21 protein-coding genes are annotated in these 23,169 nt (G+C 65.5%); 7 read left to right on the forward strand and 14 right to left on the reverse strand.

From position 1 onward, the window contains the following. The first annotated feature begins 28 nt into the window (after nt 1–28). Nucleotides 29–937 carry a LysR substrate-binding domain-containing protein gene (locus BT173_RS12925; protein ID WP_072429085.1) on the forward strand — a complete coding sequence of 303 codons (909 nt, stop codon included), beginning with the start codon at nt 29–31 and terminating at the stop codon, nt 935–937. 240 nt (nt 938–1,177) lie between these two features. After that, complete coding sequence (locus tag BT173_RS12930; protein WP_072429086.1) at nt 1,178–2,473, forward strand: MFS transporter; 1,296 nt, start codon at nt 1,178–1,180, stop codon at nt 2,471–2,473. A gap of 69 nt (nt 2,474–2,542) precedes the next feature. Here BT173_RS12930 and BT173_RS12935 read toward each other — a convergent pair whose 3' ends face one another. From BT173_RS12935 to BT173_RS12955, 5 genes are all read right to left on the reverse strand, one after another. Further along, nucleotides 2,543–2,833 carry a DUF2218 domain-containing protein gene (locus BT173_RS12935; RefSeq protein WP_072429087.1) on the reverse strand — a complete coding sequence of 97 codons (291 nt, stop codon included), beginning with the start codon at nt 2,831–2,833 and terminating at the stop codon, nt 2,543–2,545. Between the two features lie 89 nt (nt 2,834–2,922). Continuing rightward, nucleotides 2,923–3,690, reverse strand: coding sequence for an ABC transporter ATP-binding protein (locus BT173_RS12940; RefSeq protein WP_072429088.1), 768 nt, complete (start codon nt 3,688–3,690; stop codon nt 2,923–2,925). Further along, nucleotides 3,687–4,733: a FecCD family ABC transporter permease gene (locus tag BT173_RS12945; RefSeq protein ID WP_072429089.1), complete on the reverse strand. Its 1,047-nt coding sequence runs from the start codon at nt 4,731–4,733 to the stop codon at nt 3,687–3,689. Before BT173_RS12945 ends, BT173_RS12940 begins: the two co-directional genes overlap by 4 nt. Then, nucleotides 4,730–5,848: an ABC transporter substrate-binding protein gene (locus BT173_RS12950; RefSeq protein WP_072429090.1), complete on the reverse strand. Its 1,119-nt coding sequence runs from the start codon at nt 5,846–5,848 to the stop codon at nt 4,730–4,732. The genes BT173_RS12945 and BT173_RS12950 overlap by 4 nt, the downstream gene beginning before the upstream one ends. Before the next feature lie 109 nt (nt 5,849–5,957). Beyond that, nucleotides 5,958–7,934: a TonB-dependent receptor domain-containing protein gene (locus tag BT173_RS12955; RefSeq protein ID WP_072429091.1), complete on the reverse strand. Its 1,977-nt coding sequence runs from the start codon at nt 7,932–7,934 to the stop codon at nt 5,958–5,960. Nucleotides 7,935–8,084: 150 nt separating this feature from the next. Here BT173_RS12955 and BT173_RS19950 point away from each other — a divergent pair, with 150 nt between their 5' ends. Further along, complete coding sequence (locus tag BT173_RS19950) at nt 8,085–9,038, forward strand: helix-turn-helix transcriptional regulator (RefSeq protein WP_072429092.1); 954 nt, start codon at nt 8,085–8,087, stop codon at nt 9,036–9,038. A 70-nt stretch (nt 9,039–9,108) separates the two neighbouring features. On the opposite strand, the gene alr is transcribed toward BT173_RS19950, so the two are convergent. Both alr and BT173_RS12970 read right to left on the reverse strand, forming a co-directional pair. Continuing rightward, on the reverse strand, nt 9,109–10,176 hold the full coding sequence (gene alr / locus BT173_RS12965) for an alanine racemase (RefSeq protein WP_072429093.1): 1,068 nt from the start codon (nt 10,174–10,176) through the stop codon (nt 9,109–9,111). 102 nt (nt 10,177–10,278) lie between these two features. Then, entirely contained in the window at nt 10,279–11,583 is a 1,305-nt protein-coding gene (locus BT173_RS12970; protein ID WP_072429094.1) for a D-amino acid dehydrogenase, read from the reverse strand. A gap of 143 nt (nt 11,584–11,726) precedes the next feature. Here BT173_RS12970 and BT173_RS12975 point away from each other — a divergent pair, with 143 nt between their 5' ends. Then, entirely contained in the window at nt 11,727–12,215 is a 489-nt protein-coding gene (locus BT173_RS12975; protein WP_072429095.1) for an Lrp/AsnC ligand binding domain-containing protein, read from the forward strand. A gap of 9 nt (nt 12,216–12,224) precedes the next feature. Here BT173_RS12975 and BT173_RS12980 read toward each other — a convergent pair whose 3' ends face one another. The 3 genes from BT173_RS12980 to BT173_RS12990 all read right to left on the reverse strand — a co-directional run bounded on the left by BT173_RS12980 (nt 12,225) and on the right by BT173_RS12990 (nt 15,230). Further along, a complete protein-coding gene (locus tag BT173_RS12980; protein WP_072429096.1) occupies nt 12,225–12,620 on the reverse strand; it encodes a hypothetical protein in 396 nt (131 codons plus the stop codon). Between the two features lie 122 nt (nt 12,621–12,742). After that, entirely contained in the window at nt 12,743–13,498 is a 756-nt protein-coding gene (locus BT173_RS12985; RefSeq protein ID WP_072429097.1) for a YbaY family lipoprotein, read from the reverse strand. A 151-nt stretch (nt 13,499–13,649) separates the two neighbouring features. Next, nucleotides 13,650–15,230, reverse strand: a complete 1,581-nt coding sequence (locus BT173_RS12990; RefSeq protein WP_072429098.1) for a mechanosensitive ion channel family protein — start codon at nt 15,228–15,230, stop codon at nt 13,650–13,652. Between the two features lie 101 nt (nt 15,231–15,331). On the opposite strand from BT173_RS12990, the gene pcaC reads away from it, so the two are divergent. The 3 genes from pcaC to BT173_RS13005 all read left to right on the forward strand — a co-directional run bounded on the left by pcaC (nt 15,332) and on the right by BT173_RS13005 (nt 17,331). Next, nucleotides 15,332–15,727: a 4-carboxymuconolactone decarboxylase gene (gene pcaC / locus BT173_RS12995; RefSeq protein WP_072429200.1), complete on the forward strand. Its 396-nt coding sequence runs from the start codon at nt 15,332–15,334 to the stop codon at nt 15,725–15,727. A 296-nt stretch (nt 15,728–16,023) separates the two neighbouring features. Next, nucleotides 16,024–16,311 carry an HU family DNA-binding protein gene (locus BT173_RS13000; RefSeq protein ID WP_072429099.1) on the forward strand — a complete coding sequence of 96 codons (288 nt, stop codon included), beginning with the start codon at nt 16,024–16,026 and terminating at the stop codon, nt 16,309–16,311. 132 nt (nt 16,312–16,443) lie between these two features. After that, nucleotides 16,444–17,331, forward strand: coding sequence for a DMT family transporter (locus tag BT173_RS13005; RefSeq protein ID WP_072429100.1), 888 nt, complete (start codon nt 16,444–16,446; stop codon nt 17,329–17,331). A gap of 73 nt (nt 17,332–17,404) precedes the next feature. Here BT173_RS13005 and BT173_RS13010 read toward each other — a convergent pair whose 3' ends face one another. The 4 genes from BT173_RS13010 to BT173_RS13025 all read right to left on the reverse strand — a co-directional run bounded on the left by BT173_RS13010 (nt 17,405) and on the right by BT173_RS13025 (nt 22,758). Further along, nucleotides 17,405–17,872, reverse strand: coding sequence for a Dps family protein (locus BT173_RS13010; protein ID WP_072429101.1), 468 nt, complete (start codon nt 17,870–17,872; stop codon nt 17,405–17,407). Between the two features lie 154 nt (nt 17,873–18,026). After that, a complete protein-coding gene (locus tag BT173_RS13015; RefSeq protein ID WP_072429102.1) occupies nt 18,027–19,208 on the reverse strand; it encodes a response regulator in 1,182 nt (393 codons plus the stop codon). Next, the gene (locus BT173_RS13020; RefSeq protein WP_072429103.1) at nt 19,205–22,246 is read right to left on the reverse strand and encodes a response regulator; all 3,042 of its coding nucleotides are present in this window, start codon (nt 22,244–22,246) and stop codon (nt 19,205–19,207) included. The genes BT173_RS13015 and BT173_RS13020 overlap by 4 nt, the downstream gene beginning before the upstream one ends. A 2-nt stretch (nt 22,247–22,248) precedes the next feature. After that, the gene (locus BT173_RS13025; protein ID WP_072429104.1) at nt 22,249–22,758 is read right to left on the reverse strand and encodes a putative pterin-binding protein; all 510 of its coding nucleotides are present in this window, start codon (nt 22,756–22,758) and stop codon (nt 22,249–22,251) included. Nucleotides 22,759–23,169: the final 411 nt, after the last annotated feature.

Raw genomic sequence — 23,169 nt, forward strand, 5'->3', positions numbered from 1 at the left:
TGAATCGTTCTATTGGTGGGACAATCTCATGCAAGACCTGAATGATCTGCACTATTTCGCCCGGGTAGTGGAGGCTGGTGGCTTTGCCGCAGCGGGGCGACTGCTGGGCATTCCCAAGTCGCGCCTGTCCCGACGCATTGCCGAGCTGGAGGGGCGCCTGGGTGTACGGCTCTTGCAGCGCACCACGCGCAAGCTGGCGCTGACCGAGGTGGGTGAGCGCTATTACCAGCAGTGCCAGGCCATGCTGCAGGCAGCCGAAGCGGCCGATGAAACCGTGGCCCTGCTCAGTGCCGAGCCACGCGGTCGACTGCGGCTGTCCTGTCCGATTGCCCTGGTGCAGACCGAGCTGACCGAGATGATTCCGGCCTTCCTGGCCACCTACCCGCAGATCCGCCTTGAGCTGGTGATGACCAATCGGCGCGTGGACCTGGTGGAGGAGGGCATTGATGTGGCGCTACGCGTGCGCGGTAGTGGCGATGAGGACCCCTCGCTAGTCTCGCGCCGCCTGCGCCCGGCGGCTGGCGCGCTGGTGATGGCGGCCAGCCTGCGCAGCCAGTACAAGATACGCACGCCGGCCGATCTGGCGCAGCTGCCGGCGCTGGGGGCGCTGGAGCTGGACCGGCGCCTGCATCTGCAACTCAGCCACGTCGATGGGCGGGTGGAGAATTTTGTCGCCGAGCCGCGCCTAGCGGTGGAGGACTTTGCCATGCGCAAGGCGGCGGCCCTGCGCGGGCTGGGCTTCACCATGCTGCCCGCGCCTTACTGCCAGGATGAGCTGGCTAATGGCAGCCTGGTGCGCCTCTTGCCCGACTGGTCGCTGGCGGTCGGCCATCTGCAGGCTGTCTATCCACACCGGCGCGGCCTCTTGCCGGCCGTGCGCGTGCTGGTCGACTTCCTGGCCCAGGAATTCAGCCGCGAGGGAGGCAAGCTGGTCTAGCGTGCCGGCTCCGGCCTGGGTGCGACGATGTGGAGGCCTTACTGACCGTGGCGGATGTGGATATCCCCAAGCGTTAGCGCGCGCTAATTTTGCTACGCTGCCTTACGAAGCGTGTTCCGCCTGCCCCGATACCACCCCCGTCGGGCCTGCGCCTGTTTGCCCCTATCTCGGCATGTTTCTGCACCGCTACCCCCATGTGCAGCGCTTCCTTCCCCCTGTTGTCACTCTGCCGAGTTTTCCATGCAAACCGTTTCCCCCTCCGCCGCATTGGCGGCGCAACGCCCTTTGGGTCGCAGCGATTACAAGACCCTGGCCCTGGCTGCGCTTGGCGGCGCGCTGGAGTTCTACGACTTCATCATCTTCGTCTTCTTCGCCACTGTTATCGGCCAGCTGTTCTTCCCGCCCGAGATTCCCGACTGGCTGCGCCAGCTACAGACCTTCGGCATCTTCGCCGCCGGTTATCTGGCCCGCCCGCTCGGCGGCATCATCATGGCCCACTTCGGTGATCTGCTGGGGCGCAAGCGCATGTTCGCGCTCAGCATCCTCCTGATGTCGGTGCCCACACTGTTGATGGGCTTGCTGCCCACCTATGCCAGCATCGGCCTGGCTGCGCCGATTGCGCTGCTCGCCCTGCGCATCCTGCAGGGCGCGGCGGTGGGTGGCGAAGTGCCGGGTGCCTGGGTGTTTGTGGCCGAGCATGTGCCGGCCAAGCGTATCGGCTATGCCTGCGGCACGCTGACCGCGGGGCTCACTGCCGGCATCCTGCTCGGCTCCCTGGTGGCCACCGCGGCCAATAGCCTGTTCACCCCGGCCCAGCTGCATGACTACGGTTGGCGCATTCCTTTCCTGCTCGGCGGCATCTTTGGCATCTGCTCGATGTATCTGCGCCGCTGGCTGGAGGAGACACCGGTGTTTGCCGAGATGAAGCAGAAAAAGGCGCTGGCGGCCGAGCTGCCGCTGAAGACCGTGCTGCGCGAGCATCGCCTGGCCGTGCTGCAGTCGATGCTGCTGACCTGGATGTTGTCGGCCGGCATCGTGGTGGTGATCCTACTCACGCCGCCCCTGCTGCAGAAGAGCCTAGGCTTTGATGCGGTGACGACCTTGCAAGCCAATAGCCTGGCCATCGTCTTCCTGACCATGGGCTGCGTGCTGGCCGGTACGCTGGCCGACCGCTTCGGCGCGCGGCGCGCGATGTTCGGCGGCGGCTTGCTGCTGGCCCTGTCTAGCGCGCTGTTCTATGGCCTGCTGCCCAGCCATCCGGACAGGCTACTGCCGCTGTATGCCCTGGCTGGCCTTAGCGTTGGCGTGGCTGGTGCGGTGCCCTATGTGATGATCCGCGCGTTTCCGCCCGCGGTACGCTTTAGCGGGCTGTCCTTCAGCTACAACATGGCTTACGCGATCTTCGGCGGGCTGACCCCGATACTGGTCAGCCTATTGGCCAAGGCTACGCCGCTGGCGCCGGCCTACTATGTGGCCGCAGTGGCGCTGATCGGCATGTTGACCGCGCTGAGCCTGCCGCGCCAGGCGCGTGCTTAGCGCCTAAGCGATTCACCAAGCTGGCCCTAGTGGCCGGAATGAAAAATGGCGCTATGAGGGCGCCGTTTTTCATGGCTGGCGTGGCTGCCAGTCCAGTGCGGCGTTCTCGGCGCGGCGCATCAGTTGCAGATGGTCCTCGAGCACCTGGCAGACGCGCGCCAGCAGGGCCGGGTCGGCCGCGGCGGCTTCCAGACGCAGCGTGGCGTCGTCTGCATACAGGCGGCCGATGCCGAAGGGAAAGTGGGCCACGCCCTGCTGGGCGTCGAAATCGACCGGAATCTTGCGCGCGAAGTGTTTGCACAGCTTGAACAGGAATTGCGCGGCCCGCTTGGTGTGCACGGTGGTGTGGCATTCGATCATGGGAAGACGGTAAACCTTGAAGAGTGAGGGAGTGGCCGGCCGCGGCGGGCCGGCCTGGATCAGGGCATCTCAAATCGTGTGAGCAGACCCTAGGACGGCAGGCGTTCGAGCACGAATAGCGCTTCGCCGCGGCTGCTGTGTTCGATACGGCCGAGCACGCCATAGACCTCGGCCAGCAGGCTGGGGCTGAGCACCTGCTGCGGTGGACCGTCGGCCCGACAGCGTCCGCCGGCCAGCACGATGACGCGCGCGCAGCTGCGCAGGGCCAGGTTCAGGTCGTGCAGAGCCAGCAGGGCAACGGCCTGGCGTTCGGCCACCACGCGTTGCACGGCATCCAGCATGGTCAGCTGCCAGTGCAGGTCGAGCGCGCTATTCGGCTCGTCCAGCAAGAGCAGGCCGGGGCGGCGCGCGAGCGCCTGGGCCAGCGCTACCATCTGGCGCTGACCACCCGATAGCGTGTCCATGCGCTTGAGCGCCAGTGGCAACAGGCCCAGCTCGGCCAGCATGGCTTCGCTGGCCTGTTCGGCCTCGCGTGCCGAGGCGCCGGCCGCGCGCAGGCCGCCGAGCAGGAATTCATACACACTGAGCCCCGAGCCCTGAGGCAGCGCCTGCGGCAGCAGGCCCACGCGGCGCGCCCGCTCGGCGGGGGGCAGTTGGCGCAGCGACACGCCCTGCAGGCTGGCCTCACCCTGGAAGGGCACCAGGCCGGCCAGGGCATGGATCAGCGTGGATTTGCCGGCGCCATTCGGGCCGATCAGCGCGGTCAGGCTGCCGGCGGGCAGTGGCGGCAGGCTTAGCCCGTCCAGCACGGTCTGGCCGCCACGCCGCACGCTCAGATTGTCCAGTTGCAAACTCATACGCCCCCCTTGCGGCTGAGGATGAGCGCGATAAATACCGGCACGCCGACCAGGGCGGTCACGATGCCGATCGGGATGATCAGGCCCGGCACGATGGTCTTGCTGGCGATGGAGGCCAGCGACAGCATCAGGGCGCCGCACAGCAGGCTGGCCGGCAGCAGGAAGCGATGCTGCTCGCCCACCAGCAGGCGGGCGATATGCGGGCCTACCAGGCCGACAAAGCCGATGGTGCCGACAAAGGCCAGCGCTGCCGCGGTCATCAGGCTGACTTCGACCAGGGTGATCGCGCGCAGACGCGCCACATTCACGCCCAGGCTGGCGGCATGGGTTTCCCCGCCGCGCAGCAGGGTCAACGCCCAGGCGCGCCGCATGGCCAGCGTAAAGCACAACGCCAGCGCCACGCCGATTAGCCCCACATGCTGGAGGCTGGCGCGCGCCAGGCTGCCCATGCTCCAGAACACGATCTGTTCGAGCGCATTTGCCTCGGCCAGGAATTGCAGCAGCCAGACCAGCGCTTCCAGCGCAAACAGCAGGGCGATGCCGAATAGCACCAGGGTGGCGCCGCCACCGCCGTGCCAGCGGCTGAGCAGCAGGATCAGCCCGGTCACGCCCAGCGCACAGGCGAAGGCGGCCAGCGGCACCAGCAGATTGGCGGGCAGTGGCTGCAGATGCTGGAACACGATGGCCAGCGAGGCGCCGAGCGTGGCGGCCGCGGCGAGGCCGAGCGTGAATGGGCTGGCGAGCGGATTGTTCAGCACCGTCTGCATCTGCGCGCCACCTAGGCCCAGCGCGGCGCCCACCACCAGCGCCATCAGCGCATAGGGCAGGCGCACGTCGAACACGATGACCCGCTGGGCGGCATCCAGGCTGGCCGGCTGCCACAGGCCGTGCAGCACACTGCCCAGCGACAGGCCGGCCGGGCCGCTGCTCAGGTCGAACAGGAAGCTGGCCGCCAAGAGCAGGGCCAGCCCGCCCAGCACGGCCAAGCGGCCGCGATTATGGCGCCGGTAGCGCAGCGCGAGCGGCAGATCGTCCGGCTTCATGGCGCGCTGACCCAATACAGGCCGGGCAGCGGCACTGGCTGGAAGCGCGCGTAGTACTGCTGCAGCGTGGCTTGCGGATCAAGGCTGCGGAAGCGCGCCGGATACAGCCACTTGGCCAGCACCTGCACGGCCGCCACATGGCTGGCGCTGTAGTTGAAATGATGCGAGAGCGCATGGGCGCGGCCCTGCCGGACTGCCTGCAGATGCGTAATGCCCTCGCGCTGCAAGGCGCGCTGCAGGCCGGCCTGGGCGGTGGCGGCATCGATGCCGGCGCCGAGCGGAATGCGCGCGCTCTGCTGGCGCAAGGTGGTCGGGTTGCCGATGGCGGTGGCCACATACACGCTGGGTTGGCGCTGCAGCAGGAATTCCAGATTCACCGTGCCATGGGCGCCGGGTACCAGCGGCTTGGCGATATTGTCGCCGCCGGCCAGGTCGACCAGGCGGCCGAGCATGCCATTGCTCAGGGTCTCGCAGCAGCCAAGCGCCAGGCCGACCCGGCTGTCGATGAAGACCGAGGTCTTCTGCTTGAGGCCAGCCAGGCCCTGGCTGACCTTGGCCAGCTCGGCCTCGTAGAAACGGATGAAGCTGTCGGCCTGGGCCTGACGGCCGAGCAGCTCGCCCAAGAGGCGCAGGCTGGGGCGGGTGTTGCGCAAGGGGTCGGCGGTGAAGTCGATGTAGACCACGCTGACGCCGGCTGCCTCCAGGCGCTGGCGGGTGGCCACATCGCTGGCATCCGGGCCGTGCCCGCCCAGGCCGAAGATGGCCAGGTCCGGGCGCAGGGCCAGCGCCTGCTCGACGCTGAAGCCGTTGCTGCCACGGCTCAGGCGGCTGATCTTGGCCAGCTCCGGGTAGACGCGCAGGTATTGCGCATACAGGCCGGGGTCGAGCTGGGCGAAGTCGTCCAGCATGCCGACCACGCGCTGGCGCGGCAGTTCGCGGTCGAGGATGACCAGATTGGTCAGCATGCGGCCTTCGCCGAGCAGGATGCGTTCAAGCTTGGCCGGGCGTTTGACCGGATGGCCGGCCAGGTCGATCAGGCCATCGGCCAGGCAGGCGAGGGGGGCGAGGGGGGCGAGCAGCAGGCTCAGGCAGAGCCTGCGCAGAAGGGTAGGCATCGGTTTTCCTTGTCGGTAGGCAGGGCGGCCTGCGGGTGCAGCCGCCAAGCGTGCATAGGCCAAATCCCGCCTCGTTGGGCGGGATGGGTGGGGTGAATAAGGGCTAGGGTCAGAAGGTCCAGGCGGCTTCCACGCGCACATCGCGCCCGGCCTCGGCATAGCCGAGCTGCTTGTTCTGGTAGCCGTTCCAGCCATAGGTGGCCTGGTCGTAATAGAACTTGTCGAACAGGTTCTTCACCGCCAGGTTCAGGCTGGGACCCTGCTTGCCGCGTGGCTGCCAGTTTGCGTACACATCGTGCACGCCGTAGCCGGCCTTGCGGCGCTGGCTGCTGCTGCCCACCGGCCGGTAATCGAAACCTTCTACCAGGCGCGCATACCAACCTAGCTCCAGCTTGTCGTCCCAGCCGCGATAGGCGCTGCGCAACACCCAGCTGCGCCCGCTGCTGGTGCCCAGGCCGAGCTCGGCATCGCTGAAGGGCTGGCCATTGAAGCGCGGCTTGCTGTGCGCCACGCTGAGGCCGGCGCTGAAGCCGCCCTGTGCATAGGCGCTGCCCAGCTCATAGCCGCTGATGCGCGCCGCGCCGGCATTCTGGCGGCAGCCGCCGGCGCTGCTCGCGCAGGCCACGGTGGTGATGTAGTTGGCGATCAGCTGGCGATAGGCATTGCCGTTCAGGCTGAAGCCGCCCTGACGGTATTCGAAGCCGATTTCGCGGTTGCTGGCCTGCTCGGCCTCAATGTTGGCCACATTCTTCCAGCGCGCGATATCGAGCATGAAGGCCTCCTTCATGCCCACACCACGCAGGGCCTTCGCATAGCGGAGCTTGAGGCGCAGCGCAGCGTTGGCCTGCCAGACAAGGCCAGCGCTCGGGCTGGCGCCGCTGCTGCGGAAGGTCTGGCCGTGGTTGTCCTGATAGCGATAGCGATCATGGCGCAGGCCCAGCGACAGCTCGAGCGGGCTGAAGTCGAGCAGGCCCTCGATATAGGCGCCGCCTACGCTGGCATCCTCGCGGCCGCTGCCGGTCAGATTGTATGGATTACGGATCGCCCGGGCGGCCGAGTCTTCCTCGCGCCAGTTCAGACCGTACTTGAGCAGATGGGCGCCCAGTGCGCTTTGCAGCGCCAGGTCCACGCCCTGGCTGCGCAGTGCTTCGCCCCAGTTGCGCCCGGCCAGATTGGTGCGCTCGGTTTCCACCTGGTTGTGATAGGCATTGACTGCCAGTCGGTCCACGCCATGGCCGGGCTGGGCGGTGTAGGCGAGCGTGCTGGTGCGGCGCTGCAGGTTCTGCGGGATAGGGTCGTTCGGCAGCACCGGATGCGGGAAGGCGACCATATTGGCGCGCGCATCGCGCACGCCCTCGTCTTCGCTGGCCTGGTAGCCGAGGCTGAGCCGCTGGCCGCTGCCGAGGTCCAGGCCCAGCTTGGCGAGCAGATGCTGCTGCTCGGTATCGGAATGGGCGATCTGGTTGCCCGCGCCATCGCGGTAATTGCGGGTATCGAGACGGCTGGCCGACAGCAGGAAGTCGGCCTGTTCGCCAAGCTTGCCATAGCTGCTGACCAGGCCGCGCACACCGCGATTGCTGGCTAGGCCAGCGCTGAGCTTGGCGCCGAAGCGGCGACCATCGGCGAGCAGGTCGCGGCCATCCAGTGTGCTGATGCGGATTGCTCCGCCCAGTGCACCAGGGCCGGCGCTGGCAGCGGCGGTGCCCTTTTCTACTTCGATGCGCTTGATCAGCTGCGGGTCGATGATCAGCGCGCTCTGGTGGTGGTAGACCTTGCCGCTGTTATATGCACCGTCCACGGTTATGCTGAGCAGCGACTCCTCCATGCCGCGGATATACACCTTCTGGGCAATCGGGTTGGCGCCGCCGCCTACCGCGATCTCGGCATCGCGCCGGTACAGATCATTGAGGTCGCGCGCCTGGCTCTGGGCGATGTCGGCGGCGCTGACGGTATTGTCCTGGGTCGGGGTGCTGGCTTCGATGGTGATGGTGCTCAGCTCGACCTCGTTAGCCAGGGCAAGGCCGCTGAACAGTGGTAGCAAGAGGGCAGCCAGCAAGGTAGGGGTGTGCGGGGGATGGCGATACATGGCGGGTTTCCAGGGGCAGCTTGGCCGGGGTTTAGATTTGTAAATGAGAATTGATATCAATAGAATGGCATTTTGTCATGGCCGGCAACCCCTGTCCTTTGCCGGCGACAAGCAAACCTTTGCGTAAATGCCATCTGCGAGGAAAAACCGATGAATGCCGCACTGGATGTGGAGGCGCTGCGCGCGCAGCTGCAAGGCCGCGAGTTGAAGATGTGGAGCGGTGCCCAGGCCGATGCGCCGGTGGTGCAGGGCATGTGGCTGCAGGAGCGGTTGGCATCGGGCCTGGACCTGCATGCGAGCTGGGTGGCGATACGCCGCCGCCTGCAGGGGCAGGCGCAGATCGAGCCGGGGCTGAAGCTGATCGTCATGCTGCAGGGCAGGGTGGAGATGCAGCTGGGGCGCGAGCGGGTCAGCGTGGGCGGGCAGGGGCCGGAGTGCCTGCTGCTGGCAGCGCGCGAGGCCGACAGCTTTCTGCGTACCCTGCCGGGCGCCGGCCAGCAGAAGCAGCTGGTGCTGAGCATGCCGAGCGCCTGGTTCAGCGCCCAGGGCCTGGATGCCCAGCCCGGCTTTGCCCGCAGCGCGGCCTTCTGCCAGCAACAGCTGGCCTACCAGCGCTGGGTGCCCGATGCGCGCCAGACCGCCCTGGTTGACCAGCTGCTCGATCTGCGCGCCACGCCCGAGCATCTGCAAGCCCTGCATAGCGAATGCCTGGCCAGCGAGCTGGCGCTCAGTGCGCTGACTCGGCTGCACCAGGCGCAGGCCGAGGCGGGGGCGGGGGCGCCGGCCAGCGGCAGCACGCGCGGTGTGCAATGCCTGCTTGAGCTGTTGCATAGCGGCGCGGCCGAGGGCTGGAGCCTGGCGCAGATGGCACGCGCGGTGGGCACGAATCCGACCACCCTGCAGCGCCAGTTCCGCGCCGCACAGGGCTGCAGCGTGTTCGACTACCTGCGCCGCTACAAGCTTGGCCAGGCACGCCAGGCCTTGCTGCATGGCGCCACCGTCACCCAGGCGGCGCTGGACGCCGGCTATGGCAGCCCGGCCAATTTCGCCACTGCCTTCAAGCGCCAGTTCGGCCAGACTCCGCGCGCGCTGCGCCCCAGCTGATCGTCGGCGGGCCTGGGCATGAAAAAGCCGCTGCCCAGGCAGCGGCTTTTTACCGGCAGCGCAGCGCACCTCAATCTAGGTAGTTGAGGCGTGCGCGCTTCAGATTGCAGAAGATCTCGTAGTCGATGGTGCCCGCCGCGGCGGCCACTTCGCTGGCCGGCAGGCCCTCGCCCCACAGGCGTACCGCCGTACCCACACCGGCGCCTGGGCAGTCGCTCAGGTCTACGGTCAGCATATCCATGGAAACCCGGCCGATGATGCGGCTGCGCTGGCCGTTCACCAGCACCGGTGTGCCGGCCGGCACCACGCGTGGATAGCCATCGGCATAGCCGCAGGCCACCACGCCGACGCGGGTCGGCCGCTCGGTATGAAAGCGCGCGCCATAGCCTATCGGCTCGCCGGCGGCTAGCTCGCGCACCGCCATGATGCGGCTGTCCAGCTGCATGACTGGCTTGGGCCAGTTGGCCAGCACCCGGTCGGTCGCCGCGCCGCCATACAGCATCACGCCCGCGCGCCCCCAGTCGCCATGCGCCTTTGGCCACGCCAGGATGCCGCCCGAATTACTCAGGCTGGTTTCCAGCCCAAGGCCGGCAACGGCCTGCTGGAAGCGGTCGATCTGTTGTGGCGTGGCCTGGCTGTCCAATTCGTCGGCACGGGCGAAATGGGTCATCGCCACCAGCTTGGCGATCTTGGGGCTGGCGCTCAGCCGCTGGGCCACGGCCGGGAATTCATCCGGATGCAGGCCTAGCCTATGCATGCCGCTGTCTATCTTCACCCACACGGTCAGCGGCGCGTTGATCTCGGCCGCTTCGATTTCGTCCACCTGCCAGGCGCTGTGCAGCGCGGTCCACAGCTGGTAGTGCTGGATCTGCGCAAGCTCCTGTGCCTCGAACCAGCCTTCCAGCAGCAGGATGGGCAGCGTGATGCCGGCCTCGCGCAGCTGGATGGCTTCCTCAATGGTCGCCACGCCGAAGCCATCGGCGATATCGGCCAGTGCGCGCGCGCAGCGCGCCGCGCCATGCCCATAGGCATTGGCCTTGACGATGGCCAGCACGCGCCCGCCATGCAGACGCTTGGCAAGCAGATAGTTATGGCGCAGGGCCTTCAGATCGATGGTGGCGGTTAGCGGGCGGCTCATGGAATCGGCTTGGTCGGAACTGGTGCAATTATCGGGCAAAAAATCGCCCGCAGCCCGGTACAGTCCGGCGCGGCGGGCAAACACAGGGGAACAGCGTGAAAATCAGACCGTGGCGGGTTTGAGCTCGGCCAGGCGGCTGTTGATGGCCTTATTGCCATAGCGGCCGATATCGAGGCCCTCGGTGCTGATGGCCGGGCGCTGGCCAGTGACGATATCGGCCAGCAACTTGCCCGAGCCGCAGGCCATGGTCCAGCCCAGCGTGCCGTGGCCGGTGTTGAGGCTCAGATTCGCATACGGCGTGCGGCCGACGATGGGCGTGCCGTCCGGCGTCATCGGGCGCAGGCCGGTCCAGAAGCTGGCCTGGCTGCTGTCGCCACCAGTGGGGAATAGGTCGTTGACCACCATCTCCAGGGTTTCGCGCCGACGCGGATTCAGGCTCAGATCGTAGCCGCTGAGTTCGGCCATGCCGCCCACGCGGATGCGCTGCTCGAAGCGGGTGATGGCGATCTTGTAGGTCTCGTCCAGCACAGTGGAGACCGGCGCGCCAGCCGGGTTGCGGATGTCGATGGTCAGCGAATAACCCTTGGTCGGGTAGACCGGCAGGTTCAAACCGAGGTCCTGCACCAGCTGACGGCTAAAACTGCCCATGGCCACCACATAGTGGTCGGCCTGCAATTGCTCGCCACCCTTGAGCAGCACGCTGGCAATGCGGCCGCGCTGCACCTGCAGCGCCTCGATCTCGGTCTGGAAGCGGAACTGCACGCCCAGCGCCTCGGCACGCTTGGCCAGCTCGGTGGTGAAGCGCTGGCAGTCGCCGGTCTCGTCATTCGGCAGGCGCAGGCCGCCCACCACCTTGCCCGGCACCATGGCAAGCGCGGGTTCAGCGCGCACGCAGCCGGCTTCATCGAGCAGCTCGAACGGCACGCCGCAGGCTTCCAGCACTGGAATATCGCGCGCCGCGCCATCCAGCTGCTTCTGGGTGCGGAACAGCTGCAGGGTGCCGCCGCTGCGTTCCTCGTAATGCAGACCGATCTCGGCGCGCAGCTCGCGCAGGCAGTCCCGGCTGTACTCGGATAGCCGCATCATGCGTTCCTTGTTCAGCGCATAGGCGGCGTCATTGCAGTTGGCCAGCATCTGCGCCATCCATTGCAGCTGGAACAGGCTGCCATCGGGCTTGATTGCCAGCGGTGCATGGCGCTGGAACAGCCACTTCAGGCCCTTGGTCGGAATGCCGGGCGCGGCCCAGGGCGTGGAATAACCGGGCGAGATCTGGCCGGCATTGGCAAAGCTGGTTTCCAGCGCCACGCCGTCCTGGCGTTCCAGCACCGTGACCTGGGCACCGACACGCGCCAGATAGTAGGCCGTAGAGACCCCGATTACGCCGCCGCCGAGAACGATGACTTGCATGCTTGCCTGCCTGAAGTAGGGAATAGTGAATTCCGGCAGTTTATTGACCAAACTACAAAAAGTGCCGCCAAGATTACTTGGCTAAGCAGGATAAATTCACGTTAAATGGCAAAATAAGGCGAATAAATCTGGATACAACACCTATGCGCGAACTCGACCGTATCGACCGCAAGATCCTGACCCTCTTGCAGCAGGATGGCCGCATGGCCCTGACCGAGCTGGCCGACAAGGTCGGCCTGTCCACCACACCGACCTCGGAACGGGTCAAGCGCCTGGAGCGCGAAGGGGTGATCGAAGGCTATTACGCCCGGGTCAACCCGCGCGCGGTGGCCTGCGCCCAGCTGGTGTTTGTGGAGCTGCGCTTGGCCGCCAAGTCGGCGGAAATCTTCGACCAGTTCCGCCGCGAGGTGATGAAGCTGCCCAATATCGTCGAATGCCATCTGGTCTCGGGCGATTTCGACTACCTGGTCAAGGCGCGCATTTCGGATATGTCGCAGTACCGGCTGCTGTTGGGCGATATCCTGCTCAATCTGCCCGGCGCGGTGGAATCGCGCAGCTATGTGGTGATGGAGGAGGTCAAGGAGACGCTGGCCCTGCCGGTACAGGGCGGCCAGCTTGGTGCGTCGAGTTAGGAAGAGGCGCTAGCCGCGCGCCTGCAACTCGGCTAGCAGCGCGGCATAGCCGGCCTGATCGGTGCGCGCCAAGTCCTGCAGCGCCTCGCGCGCCGCCGCCAGCGGGTCGGGTTTCAATGTGGCCTTGATGGCGGCGATCTCATCCTGCATGGCGCCCAGGGCTTGCAGCTCGGGCAGTGCCTGCTGCTGGAGCGCCCCGGCCAGCGCGCGGACCGCCTGATGCAGCGCATCGAGCTGACTGCCGTAGGAATGCCGTTCGAACACCCGTTGCTCAATCTGGCCATTGCCGGCGCCGGACGGAATGGCGCGGAAGAAGGGGGCCAGATTGGCCTCGATATCCTGTTCGACCGCGCCGCTGAAGGGTAGGCGGTACTGCGGTGCCCAGACAAACTGATTCGGAAACATACACACCTCCTGGCTGAGGGGCAGGTGGGCCTGCCACTGCCTACAGCTTAGATGATGCGACGCAACATCGAACGCGCAAGAAAAAGCCGGCCCTCGGCCGGCTTTTTTCGCACGTCTAGTGCTTAGGGCTTGGGCGGTGTACCGGCGCGGAACACCATGAGCAGCTTGCGCTGGGCATCCAGCAGGCTGAGCTGATTGGCTTCCAGCTTCCAGCGCTTGGTCTTCAGCAGTGCGTCGAGGAAGGCCTGTTCGATCGCCGCGCCATCCGGGCAGGCCATGCGTGAGCTGCCCAGCCCGGTGAAATGGATGCCGCTGCCGACCAGTGCATAGCCGGCCAGGATGCGGTTACAGCCGGTCGAGCCCGAGGCGCGGCGGCCGGCGCTGCTCAGCAGCAGGTGCGGCTCATTGGGCAGCTTGGCGCTGATCACCTGCTCGCCATTCAACTGCACCAGACGCCAGTAGCTGTCCTGCAAGGGGGTGGCTTTCACGTCGGCTTCGCTCACTTTCACTAGCTCCAGATTCTGTGCCGCATCGCTGCCATCGGCCTTCACGGTGTAGCGCGTGTCGGTGATCAGCACCAGCTTGCCGTCCACGCTGACCCGCGCATGCAGCGCATAGCTGTGCTTGGGGTTGAGCGGCTTGTTATCGAAACGTAGCGAGAAGGCCAGCGGCGACTTGCCGGGGGAAATCTGGGTGCTGCGCGCAATCACCTTGGCCGGTGCATCGGCCAGCGATACATCCTGCAGCTGGACTTCGAAGACCGCGTCGACGGGCAGGGTCATCTTGGCTGGGTAGCTGGCACTGCCGCTCAGTACCACTTCGGCCAGGGCGGGGCCGGAAAACAGGCTGCCCAGCAGGGCGAGCAGGAGAATGCGCATACGGAATCCTTGCTGTATTGGCTGCCATGGCAGCCCTTGCGATGTCAGTGAAGTAAGGCGGGTGCGGGCCAGGCCCAAACACGAAGGCGCCGATGCTAGCAGCGCAGCGGCTGGCTTTCATCCCCCAAATTGCCGAAAGGGCGAATAAAACTCACTCTGCACCCCCCTCGGGCCGGCGTGCGGGCGCTTCATACCAGTGTTCGGGTGGGGTCAGCACCGGGCCGCGCGCGCGGTCGAAAAAGTGCGGCGACATGATCTGCACGCCATGGCGGTTGAAGCTGTCCTGCACGCTGGCATTCAGGGCCGACAGCACGAAGGGCAGCCGCTGCGGCTGATCGGTGTACACATTGAGTTCGTAACGGATGTAGAAATCCTGCAGCTCGGTCTGCAACACGAAAGGTGCCGGGGTCTTCAGCACTTCCTCGGTTTGTGCGGCCGCCTCCAGCAGCAAGGCATGCACCTGGCGCCAGGGCGTGTCGTAGCCTATGGTCACCGCCGTGCTGACCAGGGCGCCGCGCGAGGCGCCGCCCGAGGATAGATTGGTCACATGGCCTTGCAGCACCACCGAGTTCGGGATGGTGATTTCCTGGTTCCGGATAGTGAACAGCTTGGTGACCAGCAGCGAATGGCTGACCACCACGCCCTGCGAATCGCCGATGCGCACCAGATCACCCTGCCGGTAGGCGCGCATATAGGTGAGGATGACGCCGGCCACCAGATTGGAGATGGCGCCGGTGGAGCCCAGCGAGAACAGCACGCCCAGAAAGAGCGATACACCCTTGAAGGCCGCCGACTCCGAGCCGGGGATGTAGGGGTAGGCGACCATCAGCGCAAAGGCGATCAGCAGGAAGCTGACGATCTTCTGGGTGGGGCTGGCCCAATCGGGATAAAAGCCCTCGAAGCGCAGATTGCCGCGTTCGATCTCGCGGAAAAGATAGCGGATCACGCGCAGCAGATAGCGGGTGACGATGATCAGCACGGCCAGGAAGAACAGCTTGGGAATCTGCTCGGCCACCACCAGGCCGCCCTGCTGCAGCGGCGCCAGCATCCAGCCCAGTAGCCGGCCTGCATAGGGGCGGGTGGTGGCGAAGTAGCTGAGCAGGAGTTCCACTGTCAGGTAAAGCAGCAGCACGAACAGCAGCAGGCGACCCAGGCGCAGCAGCCCGCCCAGCAGCTGCAGCAGCGGCGCGGCACGCACGATGTGATGGGTCCGGTGTTCAAGCCTGCGCATGCTGCGCCGGCTGGCGCCCACGATCAGTGCATGCAGGCGCCGATAGGTGCGATTGAGCAGATGGCCGAGCACAAAGGCTGCCAGCAGGGTGAGTGCCGCATACAGCCCGCCCAGCCACAGTTTCTCCTCGCTGTGCGCGCGCTGGTAGCGGCTGAGCGCGGCGGCCACCGCCTGGGCCTGCTGCTGGGCCAGCTCGGTGCGCGGCAGACCGGCGGCGGCCGCATCGCTGTCAAACACGGTGCTCAGATAGGTGTCGCCCAGCATCAGGTCGGTGCCCAGCGCGCTATCCACCACGCGCACTGCCTGGGCGGGCAGGCCCTGCTGGGCGGCCTGCTGCAGGCGTTGGCCGGCATCCTCGGCGCGTCGCGCGGCGCTGCTGCCCTTGAACGGCACATCGATCTGGTAGATCGCCGTCCCGTCGAGCATGACTGGCTCGGTGTGGCCGGTCAGCGTGGCAAACATCAAACACAGGCAGAGCAGAAAGCGCAGGCTGGCATGCATGGCGGCGGAGGAAGGTGGTGGAGCGGTTTATTATGCGTGCCGACCTTTACAACCCCAAGGGCTACGTGGCCTTACGCCGCGTGCTTCAGTCAGGAGCCAGCATGTCGGAACCGAAAACACCCAGCGCCCAATTCGAACAGGGCCTCGCCATGCGTCGCCAGGTCATGGGCGATGCCTTCGTGGACAAGGCCTTTGCCGAGGCCGATGCCTTTACCCTGCCGCTGCAGGAATTCGTGACCGAGCAGGCCTGGGGTACGGTCTGGCAACGCGGCGTGCTCGACCTGAAGACGCGCAGCCTGCTCACCCTGGGCATGCTGGCCGCGCTGGGGCGCAGCCAGGAATTGAAAGGTCATGTACGTGGCGCGCTAAACAATGGCGCAAGCGTGGCCGAGATCCAGGAGGCCCTGCTGCACTCGGCGGTTTACGCTGGCGTACCGCTGTGCGTGGACGCGTTTCGTGCTGCCCGCGAGGTGATTGCCGCGCACGAGGCGGGCTGAGTCGGGCAAAAAACAGCCTCCCGCGCGCAGAATCATTGGTCAAAGCGCAGCCGGCCGCGCTTTGGGCACTTGGCTAGGCAAGTAATTGATTTGCTGCACTGCGATACGAAAAAAGGTGAAGCAAAAGGGAGTATTAACGAGTAATAATGCGCCCTGCGTTCGTAAACGGTGCTTGAGCCTTGGACGCAAAGCCGCAATACTGCGCGCTTCGCAGCCGCCGGCCCCGTGTTCGCGCCGGCGCGTCTCGCCCAAATCCGGTTTTTTCCATAAGACTCATCCGCTCAAGGAGCAAATGCATGAATCAAGCTCAACTGATCGAAGCGATCACCACCCAGGCTGGCCAAGACGGCCAATCGGTCTCCAAGGCTGACGTGACCCGCGTGCTGGTAGCCCTGACTGGCGTGGTGCACGCTCAGCTCAAGGCTGGCGAAGAAGTCACCCTGCCTGGCGTGGGCAAGCTGAAGATCAAGGACAAGGCTGCCAAGACCGGCCGCAACCCGAAGACGGGCGCCGAGATCCAGATCCCGGCCAAGCGCGTGCCGGCTTTCACCGCCGTGAAGGCGCTGAAGGATGCCGTAGCCTAATCGCTACTGCCTTCTGGTCAGTAAACGGCGCCCTCGGGCGCCGTTTTTTTATGCGCGCAGCGCTGCAAGAAACGGCTGGACGCCGCGACCGGCCAGGGCACAATGGCAGACCGATAGCTTGGAGGCAGCACGATGAAAGCAGCAGATCTGGCCGAGTTGATTGTGCTGGCCGCCCTGTGGGGTGCGTCCTTCCTGTTTATGCGCGTGGCCGCGCCAGCTTTCGGCCCGGTTGCGCTGATCTTCGTGCGCGTGGCCGTGGCCAGCGCCTGCCTGCTGCCCATCCTGCTCTGGCGTGGCGAAGCGCGTGGCCTGATCGATAACTGGCGCCCGCTGCTGCTGGTGGGCCTGCTCAATTCCGCCTTGCCCTTCTGCCTGTTCGCCTGGGCCACGCTCTCGCTATCGGCCGGGTTCACCTCGGTGCTGAATGCCACCGCGCCGCTGTGGGGGGCACTGGTTGCTTATCTGTGGCTGAAAACCGCACTGCCGTTCAGCCGTGTTCTGGGCCTGACCATTGGCTTTCTCGGCGTGCTGGTGCTGGTATGGGGCAAGGTCAGTTTCAAACCGGGCGGTGATGGCTGGGCGATCGGTGCGGCCCTGCTGGCCACGCTCTCTTACGGCATTGCCGCCAATTACAGCAAGCAGAAACTGGCTCAGATATCGCCGCTCCTGGTAGCCGGCGGCAGCCAGCTGGCGGCCTGTCTGCTGCTTCTGCCCTTGGCGATCTGGCTATGGCCAGCCCAGCCGGTGGCGGCTGCGGCCTGGCAGGCCAGCGCGGCCTTGGGCATTGCCTGCACGGCGCTTGCCTATCTGCTCTTCTTCCGTCTGATCGCCCATGTGGGGCCGAGCAAGGCCATCGCGGTGACCTTCCTGATTCCCTTGTTCGCCATCCTGTGGGGCGGCTTGTTCCTGGGCGAGGTATTGAGCACGCCCATGCTGCTCGGTGGCGGCATCATCCTGGCTGGTACGTCCCTGGCTCTAGGCCTGTGGCAGTTCGGTGCGGCCAAGACCGCTTCGGTTTAGGTCGGGCTAGCAGACGGGAAGTGAATACGCCCGCGCAAGGCGGGCGTCGTCGGCAGGGGCAGGTGCTGCTGGCTTACTCGAGCAGGCTGCGCAGCATCCAGGCGGTTTTCTCATGCACCTGCAGACGTTGGGTGAGCAGATCGGCGGTCGATTCATCATTGACCTCGCCCACCAGCGGCAGGATGCCGCGCGCGGTGCGCACCACGGTTTCCTGGCCCTTGAGCAGGATGGCGATCATTTCCTTGGCCGGCGGCACGCCTTCGACCTCGGCCACGCTGGATAGCTTGCTGAAAGCGGCATAGGTGCCGGGGGCGGGAAAACCCAAGGCACGGATGCGCTCGGCGATCAGGTCCACACCCAGGGCCAGCTCGGTGTACTGGGTCTCGAACATCAGATGCAGGCTGTTGAACATCGGCCCGGTGACATTCCAGTGGAAGTTATGGGTTTGCAGATACAGCGTATAGGTGTCGGCCAAGAGATGGGCCAGGCCGTCGGCAATGGTTTGGCGCTGTTGTTCGGGAATGCCTAGGTGCAGGTCCATGGTCTGACTCCTGAAAATGTGGGATGACACATCTTGGTGCAGCCAACCGTGCTTGTGAAATTGATTGTTCCAAGTCGGTCAATAGAGAAAGACTTGCGCGGTGCGCTGCCTGATTGGCGCCTGGACACGCTGTCAGCGCGGTGCTTGGCCGAGCTCAGTTGCGTGCCGCCACCGCGACGTGTTCGAGCGGGAATTCCCGCGCCAGGCGCTCGGCCTCGGCTGCCACGGCGGCATCACCATCCGCGTACTGCAGGGCAATGCGCTGAAAGCGTTCGGCAATCGCCAGGAAGCCATCGACGATATCGGGGTCGAAATGGCTGCCGCGCCCGGCGCGGATGATCTCGACTGCTTTCTCGTGCGGGAAGGCCGGTTTGTAGACGCGGCGCGAAATCAGCGCGTCGTAGACATCGGCCACCGCCATCAGCCGCGCTGAGAGCGGAATCGCCTCGCCGCTCAGCCCTTCCGGATAGCCGCTACCATCCCACTTCTCCTGGTGTGAGTAGGCGATTTCCTTGGCATAGCTGAGGAAGGGAATCGACTGGCCCAGCTCAAGCTCGGCATGCACGATGGCATCGCGCCCCAGTGTGGTATGGGTCTTCATGATCTCGAACTCGTCCGGATCGAGCTTGCCCGGTTTGAGCAGGATGCGGTCGGGAATGCCGACCTTGCCGATATCGTGCAGCGGGGCCGATTTGAAAAGCGACTCGATATTGCTGGGACTGAGTTCGGCGCTGAAGCGTGGATGCGGCGCCAGATGCTCGGCCAGCGCCTTCACATAGTGCTGGGTGCGGCGGATATGGTTGCCCGTCTCGTTGTCGCGCGTCTCGGCCAGGGAAGCCATCGCACGTATGGTCACATCCTGGATCGCCACCACCTCGCGCGTGCGCTTGGCCACCTCCTGCTCGAGAAATGCGTTCTGGTTCTGCAGGAAGTCGCGCGCCAGCTTCAGCTGCAGATGGTTGTGCACGCGCGCCAGCACGATGGCCGGATTGATCGGCTTGCTGATGTAGTCGACCGCACCCAGATCGAGGCCGATCTTTTCGTCCTCGGCCGCATTCATGGCGGTGAGGAAGATCACCGGGATATAGCGCCCGCGCGGGTCGGCCTGCAGGCGGCGCAGCACTTCATAGCCATCCATCTCCGGCATCATAATGTCGAGCAGGATCAGGTCGGGCGGCGCATCGCCCAGCGCGATCTGCAAGGCGCGCTCGCCATTGTGGGCAAGCTTGACCTTGTAGTCGCCGCGCAAGAGGCCGCTCATCAGCGACAGATTGTCCGGCGTGTCGTCCACTACCAGCAGGGTGGGCTTTTCGGTGAAGTCGAGTGGATTGCTCATGGTGCGGTTTCCTCGCTCAAGGCTGGGATCGCATGCTTGGCCGCGCGCAGGGCGGTCAGGGCATCGACCAGGATGTAGCTATTGATGGCGCGCTCCAGTCCGGCAAAGGCCGGTCCCAACGCGGCTTTCAGCTGTGCTGCTTCGGTTTCGAACAGCTCGATCGCATCGGAATCGTCATCGGCCAGCAGGCGCTCGAGGCGCTCGACCAGCTGGCGTACGGCCGGCCAATCGAGCTCGGCCGTGCTGGCCTCTGGCCTTACTTCCGCGGGCATTGCCGCTTTGATCGCCTCGATCAAGGCGGCGCAGCTGGCAGCCAGGGCGGGGAACAGCGCTTCGATCTGCGCGGCCGGCTGGCCTTGCTGCAGGGCCAATTCAAGCGCGGCCGCTTGGGCGGCCAGGCCTTCCGCGCCTATGGTGGCGGCCGTGCCTTTGAGCGTATGCGCGAGGCGGGTGGCGGCCTCGCGGTCGCCACGTGCCAGCTGCTGCGCGGTCTGTGCCACCGCATCGGCCTGGCCTTGCACGAATTTGCGCAACATGCCTTCGTAGGCGGCGCGCTTGTTCAACACCCGGCGCATACCCGCCGCCACATCCACGCCGGCGATCTGCAGCATGGCTTCGGGTTCCGCTACGGCTGCGTGGGCCAAGCTGGCGGGCGGCACCGCGGGAGAGGTGCGGGCGGGAATCCATGCGAGCAGCAGCTTGAACAGCTCGTCCGGGTCGATGGGCTTGGCCAGGTGGTCATTCATCCCAGCCTCCAGGCAGCGCTCGCGGTCGCTGCTCATCGCGTTCGCCGTCATGGCCAGTACCGGCAGCGCGGCCCAGCGCGGCTCGGCACGGATCAGGCGGGTGGCGGTCAGTCCGTCCATGACCGGCATCTGCATATCCATGAGCACCAGATCGAACTCGGCCTCGGCCAGCTGCTCGAGCGCCTGCTGGCCATCTTCCGCGATGCTGACCTGCAGGCCGGCACCTTCGAGCAGATCGCGGCCGACCTGCTGGTTTAGGTCGTTATCGTCCACCAGCAGCACGCGCGCGCCGCGGATGCTGCTCAGATCGGTGTGGCCGATGCTGGCGGCGCGGCGGGGTGCATCGTGCTCGGCCGCTTCGCCACCCAGGGCGCGGATGGCGGCATCAAAGAGCAGTGAGGGGCTGACCGGCTTGACCAGGATCAGCTGGATGCCGATGCGCTCGGCCTCGCGGAAGACTTCCTCGCGCCCATAGGCGGTGACGATGACCGACTTGGGTGCCGGCGTGAGCTTGGCCAGTTGCCGGCAGGCGTCCAGGCCATTCATGCCCGGCATCTTCCAGTCGACGAAGGCGATCGTATACGGCTGGCCCGCAGCCACGGCCTCGGTGGCCAGGTCCAGCCCGGCTTGGCCCGAATCGGCCTCGCTGACCACGAAGCTCATGCTGCGCAGCATCTCGGCCTGGATCAGCCGCGCGTGCGGATTGTCGTCGACCACCAGCACACGACGACCGCGTAGATCGGGTTCGGGCAGCAGGGTGCGGGCCGGCTGCTCGCTGCCTATGCCCAGCTCGGCGCTGAACCAGAAGGTGCTTCCCTGGCCGAGCGTGCTGTTCACGCCGACCTCACCGCCCATCAGCTCGGCCAGCTTGCGCGAGATGGCGAGGCCGAGGCCGGTGCCGCCGTATTTGCGCGTGGTCGAGCTATCGGCCTGCTGGAAGGACTGGAACAGCTTGGCCTGCTGCTCGGCGCTCAGGCCGATGCCGGTGTCCTCGACCTCGAAGCGCACGCGCAGGCGCTCCGCCGTCCGGCTCAGCGCCCGCACGCGCACCAGAATCTCGCCGCTCTCGGTGAACTTGACCGCGTTGTTGGCGTAGTTGATCAGCACCTGACCAAGGCGCAGCGGGTCGCCGACCAGGCTGTCGGGCAGCTCGGGGTCGATATCGAAGATCAGCTCCAGGCCCTTGGCCGCGCACTTCTCGCTGATCAGATTGGCGACGTTCTCCAGCACCGCATGCAGATCGAAGCGGATGTTTTCCACCTCGAGCTTGCCGGCCTCGATCTTGCTGAAGTCGAGGATGTCATTGATCAGGCCGAGCAGATGCTGGCCCGAACGCTGGATCTTTTCCACATAGTCGCGTTGCTTGGCATTGAGCTCGGTGCCGAGCACCAGATGGCTCATGCCGATCACCGCATTCATTGGGGTGCGAATCTCGTGGCTCATATTGGCCAGGAAGTCCGACTTCATCTGCGAAGCATCTTCGGCCTTGGCGCGCGCAGCCCGCAGTGCCTCCTCGTTCTGCTGCAGTGCTTCATTCGCCTCGGCCAGCTCATGGGTGCGCTGCTGCACGCGTGCCTCGAGTGCTTCCTCGCTGCGCTGCAGGCTGTCCACTAGGCGTGCTTGTGCGGACATCACCTCCAGCTGCGCCTGCTGGCGCTGGCGGAACTGGCGCAGCATGGCCACCGCGAACAAGAGGGTGAGCAGGCCCTGGAAGGCGGTCAGCGCCGTGGTGATCACCACCTGGCGGCGCAGCGCGGCGGTGCGTTCGTCCACCACCTTGGCGGACACCTGGGCGGCCGTGTAGGCGAGGTCCTGCACCTCGTCTTGGAGGGTGCGTAGCTGGCTGCGCAACTGCTGTTGGTAGAGCTCGATGCTCAGCTCGGCCTGCTCGCCCAGATAGCGGTCTCCGTGCTGGATAAACGCCGCCAATGCGTCCAGGGTCTGGCGGTAGATGGGCTGGTCGCGCATCAGGGTGTGGGCCGCGCCGATCTGGATCGCACCGACCCGGCTGACGAAGATGTCGTAGCGCAGCTGCAGTGCTTCGCGGTCGATGTCACTGGCTGGCGGCGTGGCCGCCGGGTCTGTATTGGCAGCAAAGGCATAGCGGTCCAGCGCATGATCGAGGCGCTGGAATTCCACATTCAGCTGCATGAAGGCCCACAAGGCATTGTCGTCGCCGCGCCGCATGACTTGGCTGAGATTCTGGTACTGGTGGGCCAGGATGGCGCCGATGGCCACATACAGGAGCGCCAGGCTGGTGATCAGCAAGAGCAGCAGACGCTGATTACGCATGGCTATTTGATTTGCAGGCTGCGCAACTGCCAGGCGGAGCGGTTGTAGTACAGGGCGGCGCGCAACTCGGACTGACTGTCGAAGGGGTAAATGATGAAAAGCGGCCCTTTTTCCCTGACCGGCATCGGCTTGTCATTCATCAGGCGGGCCACGATCACCTGATACTGCATGGCGTCCTGAAAGGGAATTTCCGTCTTGTAGTCGTTCAAGGCCACGGCCACGATGGTATTGCCACGGGCGCCAGCCGCACGCAGCACGTCACGTAGCAGCGGGCCGGTGAACTTGACCGGTTTGGGATACCACGGGGTTTGGGTGCTGAAACTGTGCTGGGGCAGGGCGGCCAGCATGGCCATATCGAACTGGGCTTGCTGCGGGGCATTGGTTTGACTGATCTGGCCGCTGAGTTCGAGGATGGGCTTGCCCTTGGGCTTGTCGAGCGCGCTGACGCCCAGACTAATACTCAGCAAGGCCGCAAGCGCTAGCGCGTGCCGGCTTGGAGCTAGGGTGTGCATGGACTTTCCTCCCACGACGATAACGACAGCCCGCTACTTAGAATATTTTTCTCCACTATAGACGGGCGTGGCCTGAACACCAGCCGCAAAGGCCGTGCTGCTGCGGCAGCAAGAAAAAAGCCGGCCGGGAGGCTTGCGCCCACACCAACCGGCTTCCTTGCCGCTCAGCAGCGGTGTAGACCAAGCTCCGAGCTTTTGCCAGCCAGATGTCATCTGGGGATTGACTCGCGCTTACGAGGTCGCTGATGCCGCTAGCAGGATGCTGGGCGGGCAGAGGTGTTCAATGGCTGAGCGCGTAATTAGCCAGTAGCTCGTTCAGCCAGCCGGCAAAAGTCTGTGTATGCATCGCGGGTCTCCTTGTGTGGCACTGGGGTGGAAGCAGTATGGCAAGCGATGGTGATTGATGAAAAT

The sequence above is a fragment of the Chitinimonas taiwanensis DSM 18899 genome, from assembly GCF_900119825.1.
Classification (GTDB): domain Bacteria; phylum Pseudomonadota; class Gammaproteobacteria; order Burkholderiales; family Chitinimonadaceae; genus Chitinimonas; species Chitinimonas taiwanensis.

What these genes read in the sequence shown, in the direction of transcription:
- BT173_RS12925 (WP_072429085.1), top strand. Translation starts at nt 29, where the DNA reads ATGCAAGACCTGAATGATCTGCACTATTTCGCCCGGGTAGTGGAGGCT.
- BT173_RS12930 (WP_072429086.1), top strand. Translation starts at nt 1,178, where the DNA reads ATGCAAACCGTTTCCCCCTCCGCCGCATTGGCGGCGCAACGCCCTTTG.
- BT173_RS12935 (WP_072429087.1), bottom strand. Translation starts at nt 2,833, where the DNA reads ATGATCGAATGCCACACCACCGTGCACACCAAGCGGGCCGCGCAATTC.
- BT173_RS12940 (WP_072429088.1), bottom strand. Translation starts at nt 3,690, where the DNA reads ATGAGTTTGCAACTGGACAATCTGAGCGTGCGGCGTGGCGGCCAGACC.
- BT173_RS12945 (WP_072429089.1), bottom strand. Translation starts at nt 4,733, where the DNA reads ATGAAGCCGGACGATCTGCCGCTCGCGCTGCGCTACCGGCGCCATAAT.
- BT173_RS12950 (WP_072429090.1), bottom strand. Translation starts at nt 5,848, where the DNA reads ATGCCTACCCTTCTGCGCAGGCTCTGCCTGAGCCTGCTGCTCGCCCCC.
- BT173_RS12955 (WP_072429091.1), bottom strand. Translation starts at nt 7,934, where the DNA reads ATGTATCGCCATCCCCCGCACACCCCTACCTTGCTGGCTGCCCTCTTG.
- BT173_RS19950 (WP_072429092.1), top strand. Translation starts at nt 8,085, where the DNA reads ATGAATGCCGCACTGGATGTGGAGGCGCTGCGCGCGCAGCTGCAAGGC.
- alr (WP_072429093.1), bottom strand. Translation starts at nt 10,176, where the DNA reads ATGAGCCGCCCGCTAACCGCCACCATCGATCTGAAGGCCCTGCGCCAT.
- BT173_RS12970 (WP_072429094.1), bottom strand. Translation starts at nt 11,583, where the DNA reads ATGCAAGTCATCGTTCTCGGCGGCGGCGTAATCGGGGTCTCTACGGCC.
- BT173_RS12975 (WP_072429095.1), top strand. Translation starts at nt 11,727, where the DNA reads ATGCGCGAACTCGACCGTATCGACCGCAAGATCCTGACCCTCTTGCAG.
- BT173_RS12980 (WP_072429096.1), bottom strand. Translation starts at nt 12,620, where the DNA reads ATGTTTCCGAATCAGTTTGTCTGGGCACCGCAGTACCGCCTACCCTTC.
- BT173_RS12985 (WP_072429097.1), bottom strand. Translation starts at nt 13,498, where the DNA reads ATGCGCATTCTCCTGCTCGCCCTGCTGGGCAGCCTGTTTTCCGGCCCC.
- BT173_RS12990 (WP_072429098.1), bottom strand. Translation starts at nt 15,230, where the DNA reads ATGCATGCCAGCCTGCGCTTTCTGCTCTGCCTGTGTTTGATGTTTGCC.
- pcaC (WP_072429200.1), top strand. Translation starts at nt 15,332, where the DNA reads ATGTCGGAACCGAAAACACCCAGCGCCCAATTCGAACAGGGCCTCGCC.
- BT173_RS13000 (WP_072429099.1), top strand. Translation starts at nt 16,024, where the DNA reads ATGAATCAAGCTCAACTGATCGAAGCGATCACCACCCAGGCTGGCCAA.
- BT173_RS13005 (WP_072429100.1), top strand. Translation starts at nt 16,444, where the DNA reads ATGAAAGCAGCAGATCTGGCCGAGTTGATTGTGCTGGCCGCCCTGTGG.
- BT173_RS13010 (WP_072429101.1), bottom strand. Translation starts at nt 17,872, where the DNA reads ATGGACCTGCACCTAGGCATTCCCGAACAACAGCGCCAAACCATTGCC.
- BT173_RS13015 (WP_072429102.1), bottom strand. Translation starts at nt 19,208, where the DNA reads ATGAGCAATCCACTCGACTTCACCGAAAAGCCCACCCTGCTGGTAGTG.
- BT173_RS13020 (WP_072429103.1), bottom strand. Translation starts at nt 22,246, where the DNA reads ATGCGTAATCAGCGTCTGCTGCTCTTGCTGATCACCAGCCTGGCGCTC.
- BT173_RS13025 (WP_072429104.1), bottom strand. Translation starts at nt 22,758, where the DNA reads ATGCACACCCTAGCTCCAAGCCGGCACGCGCTAGCGCTTGCGGCCTTG.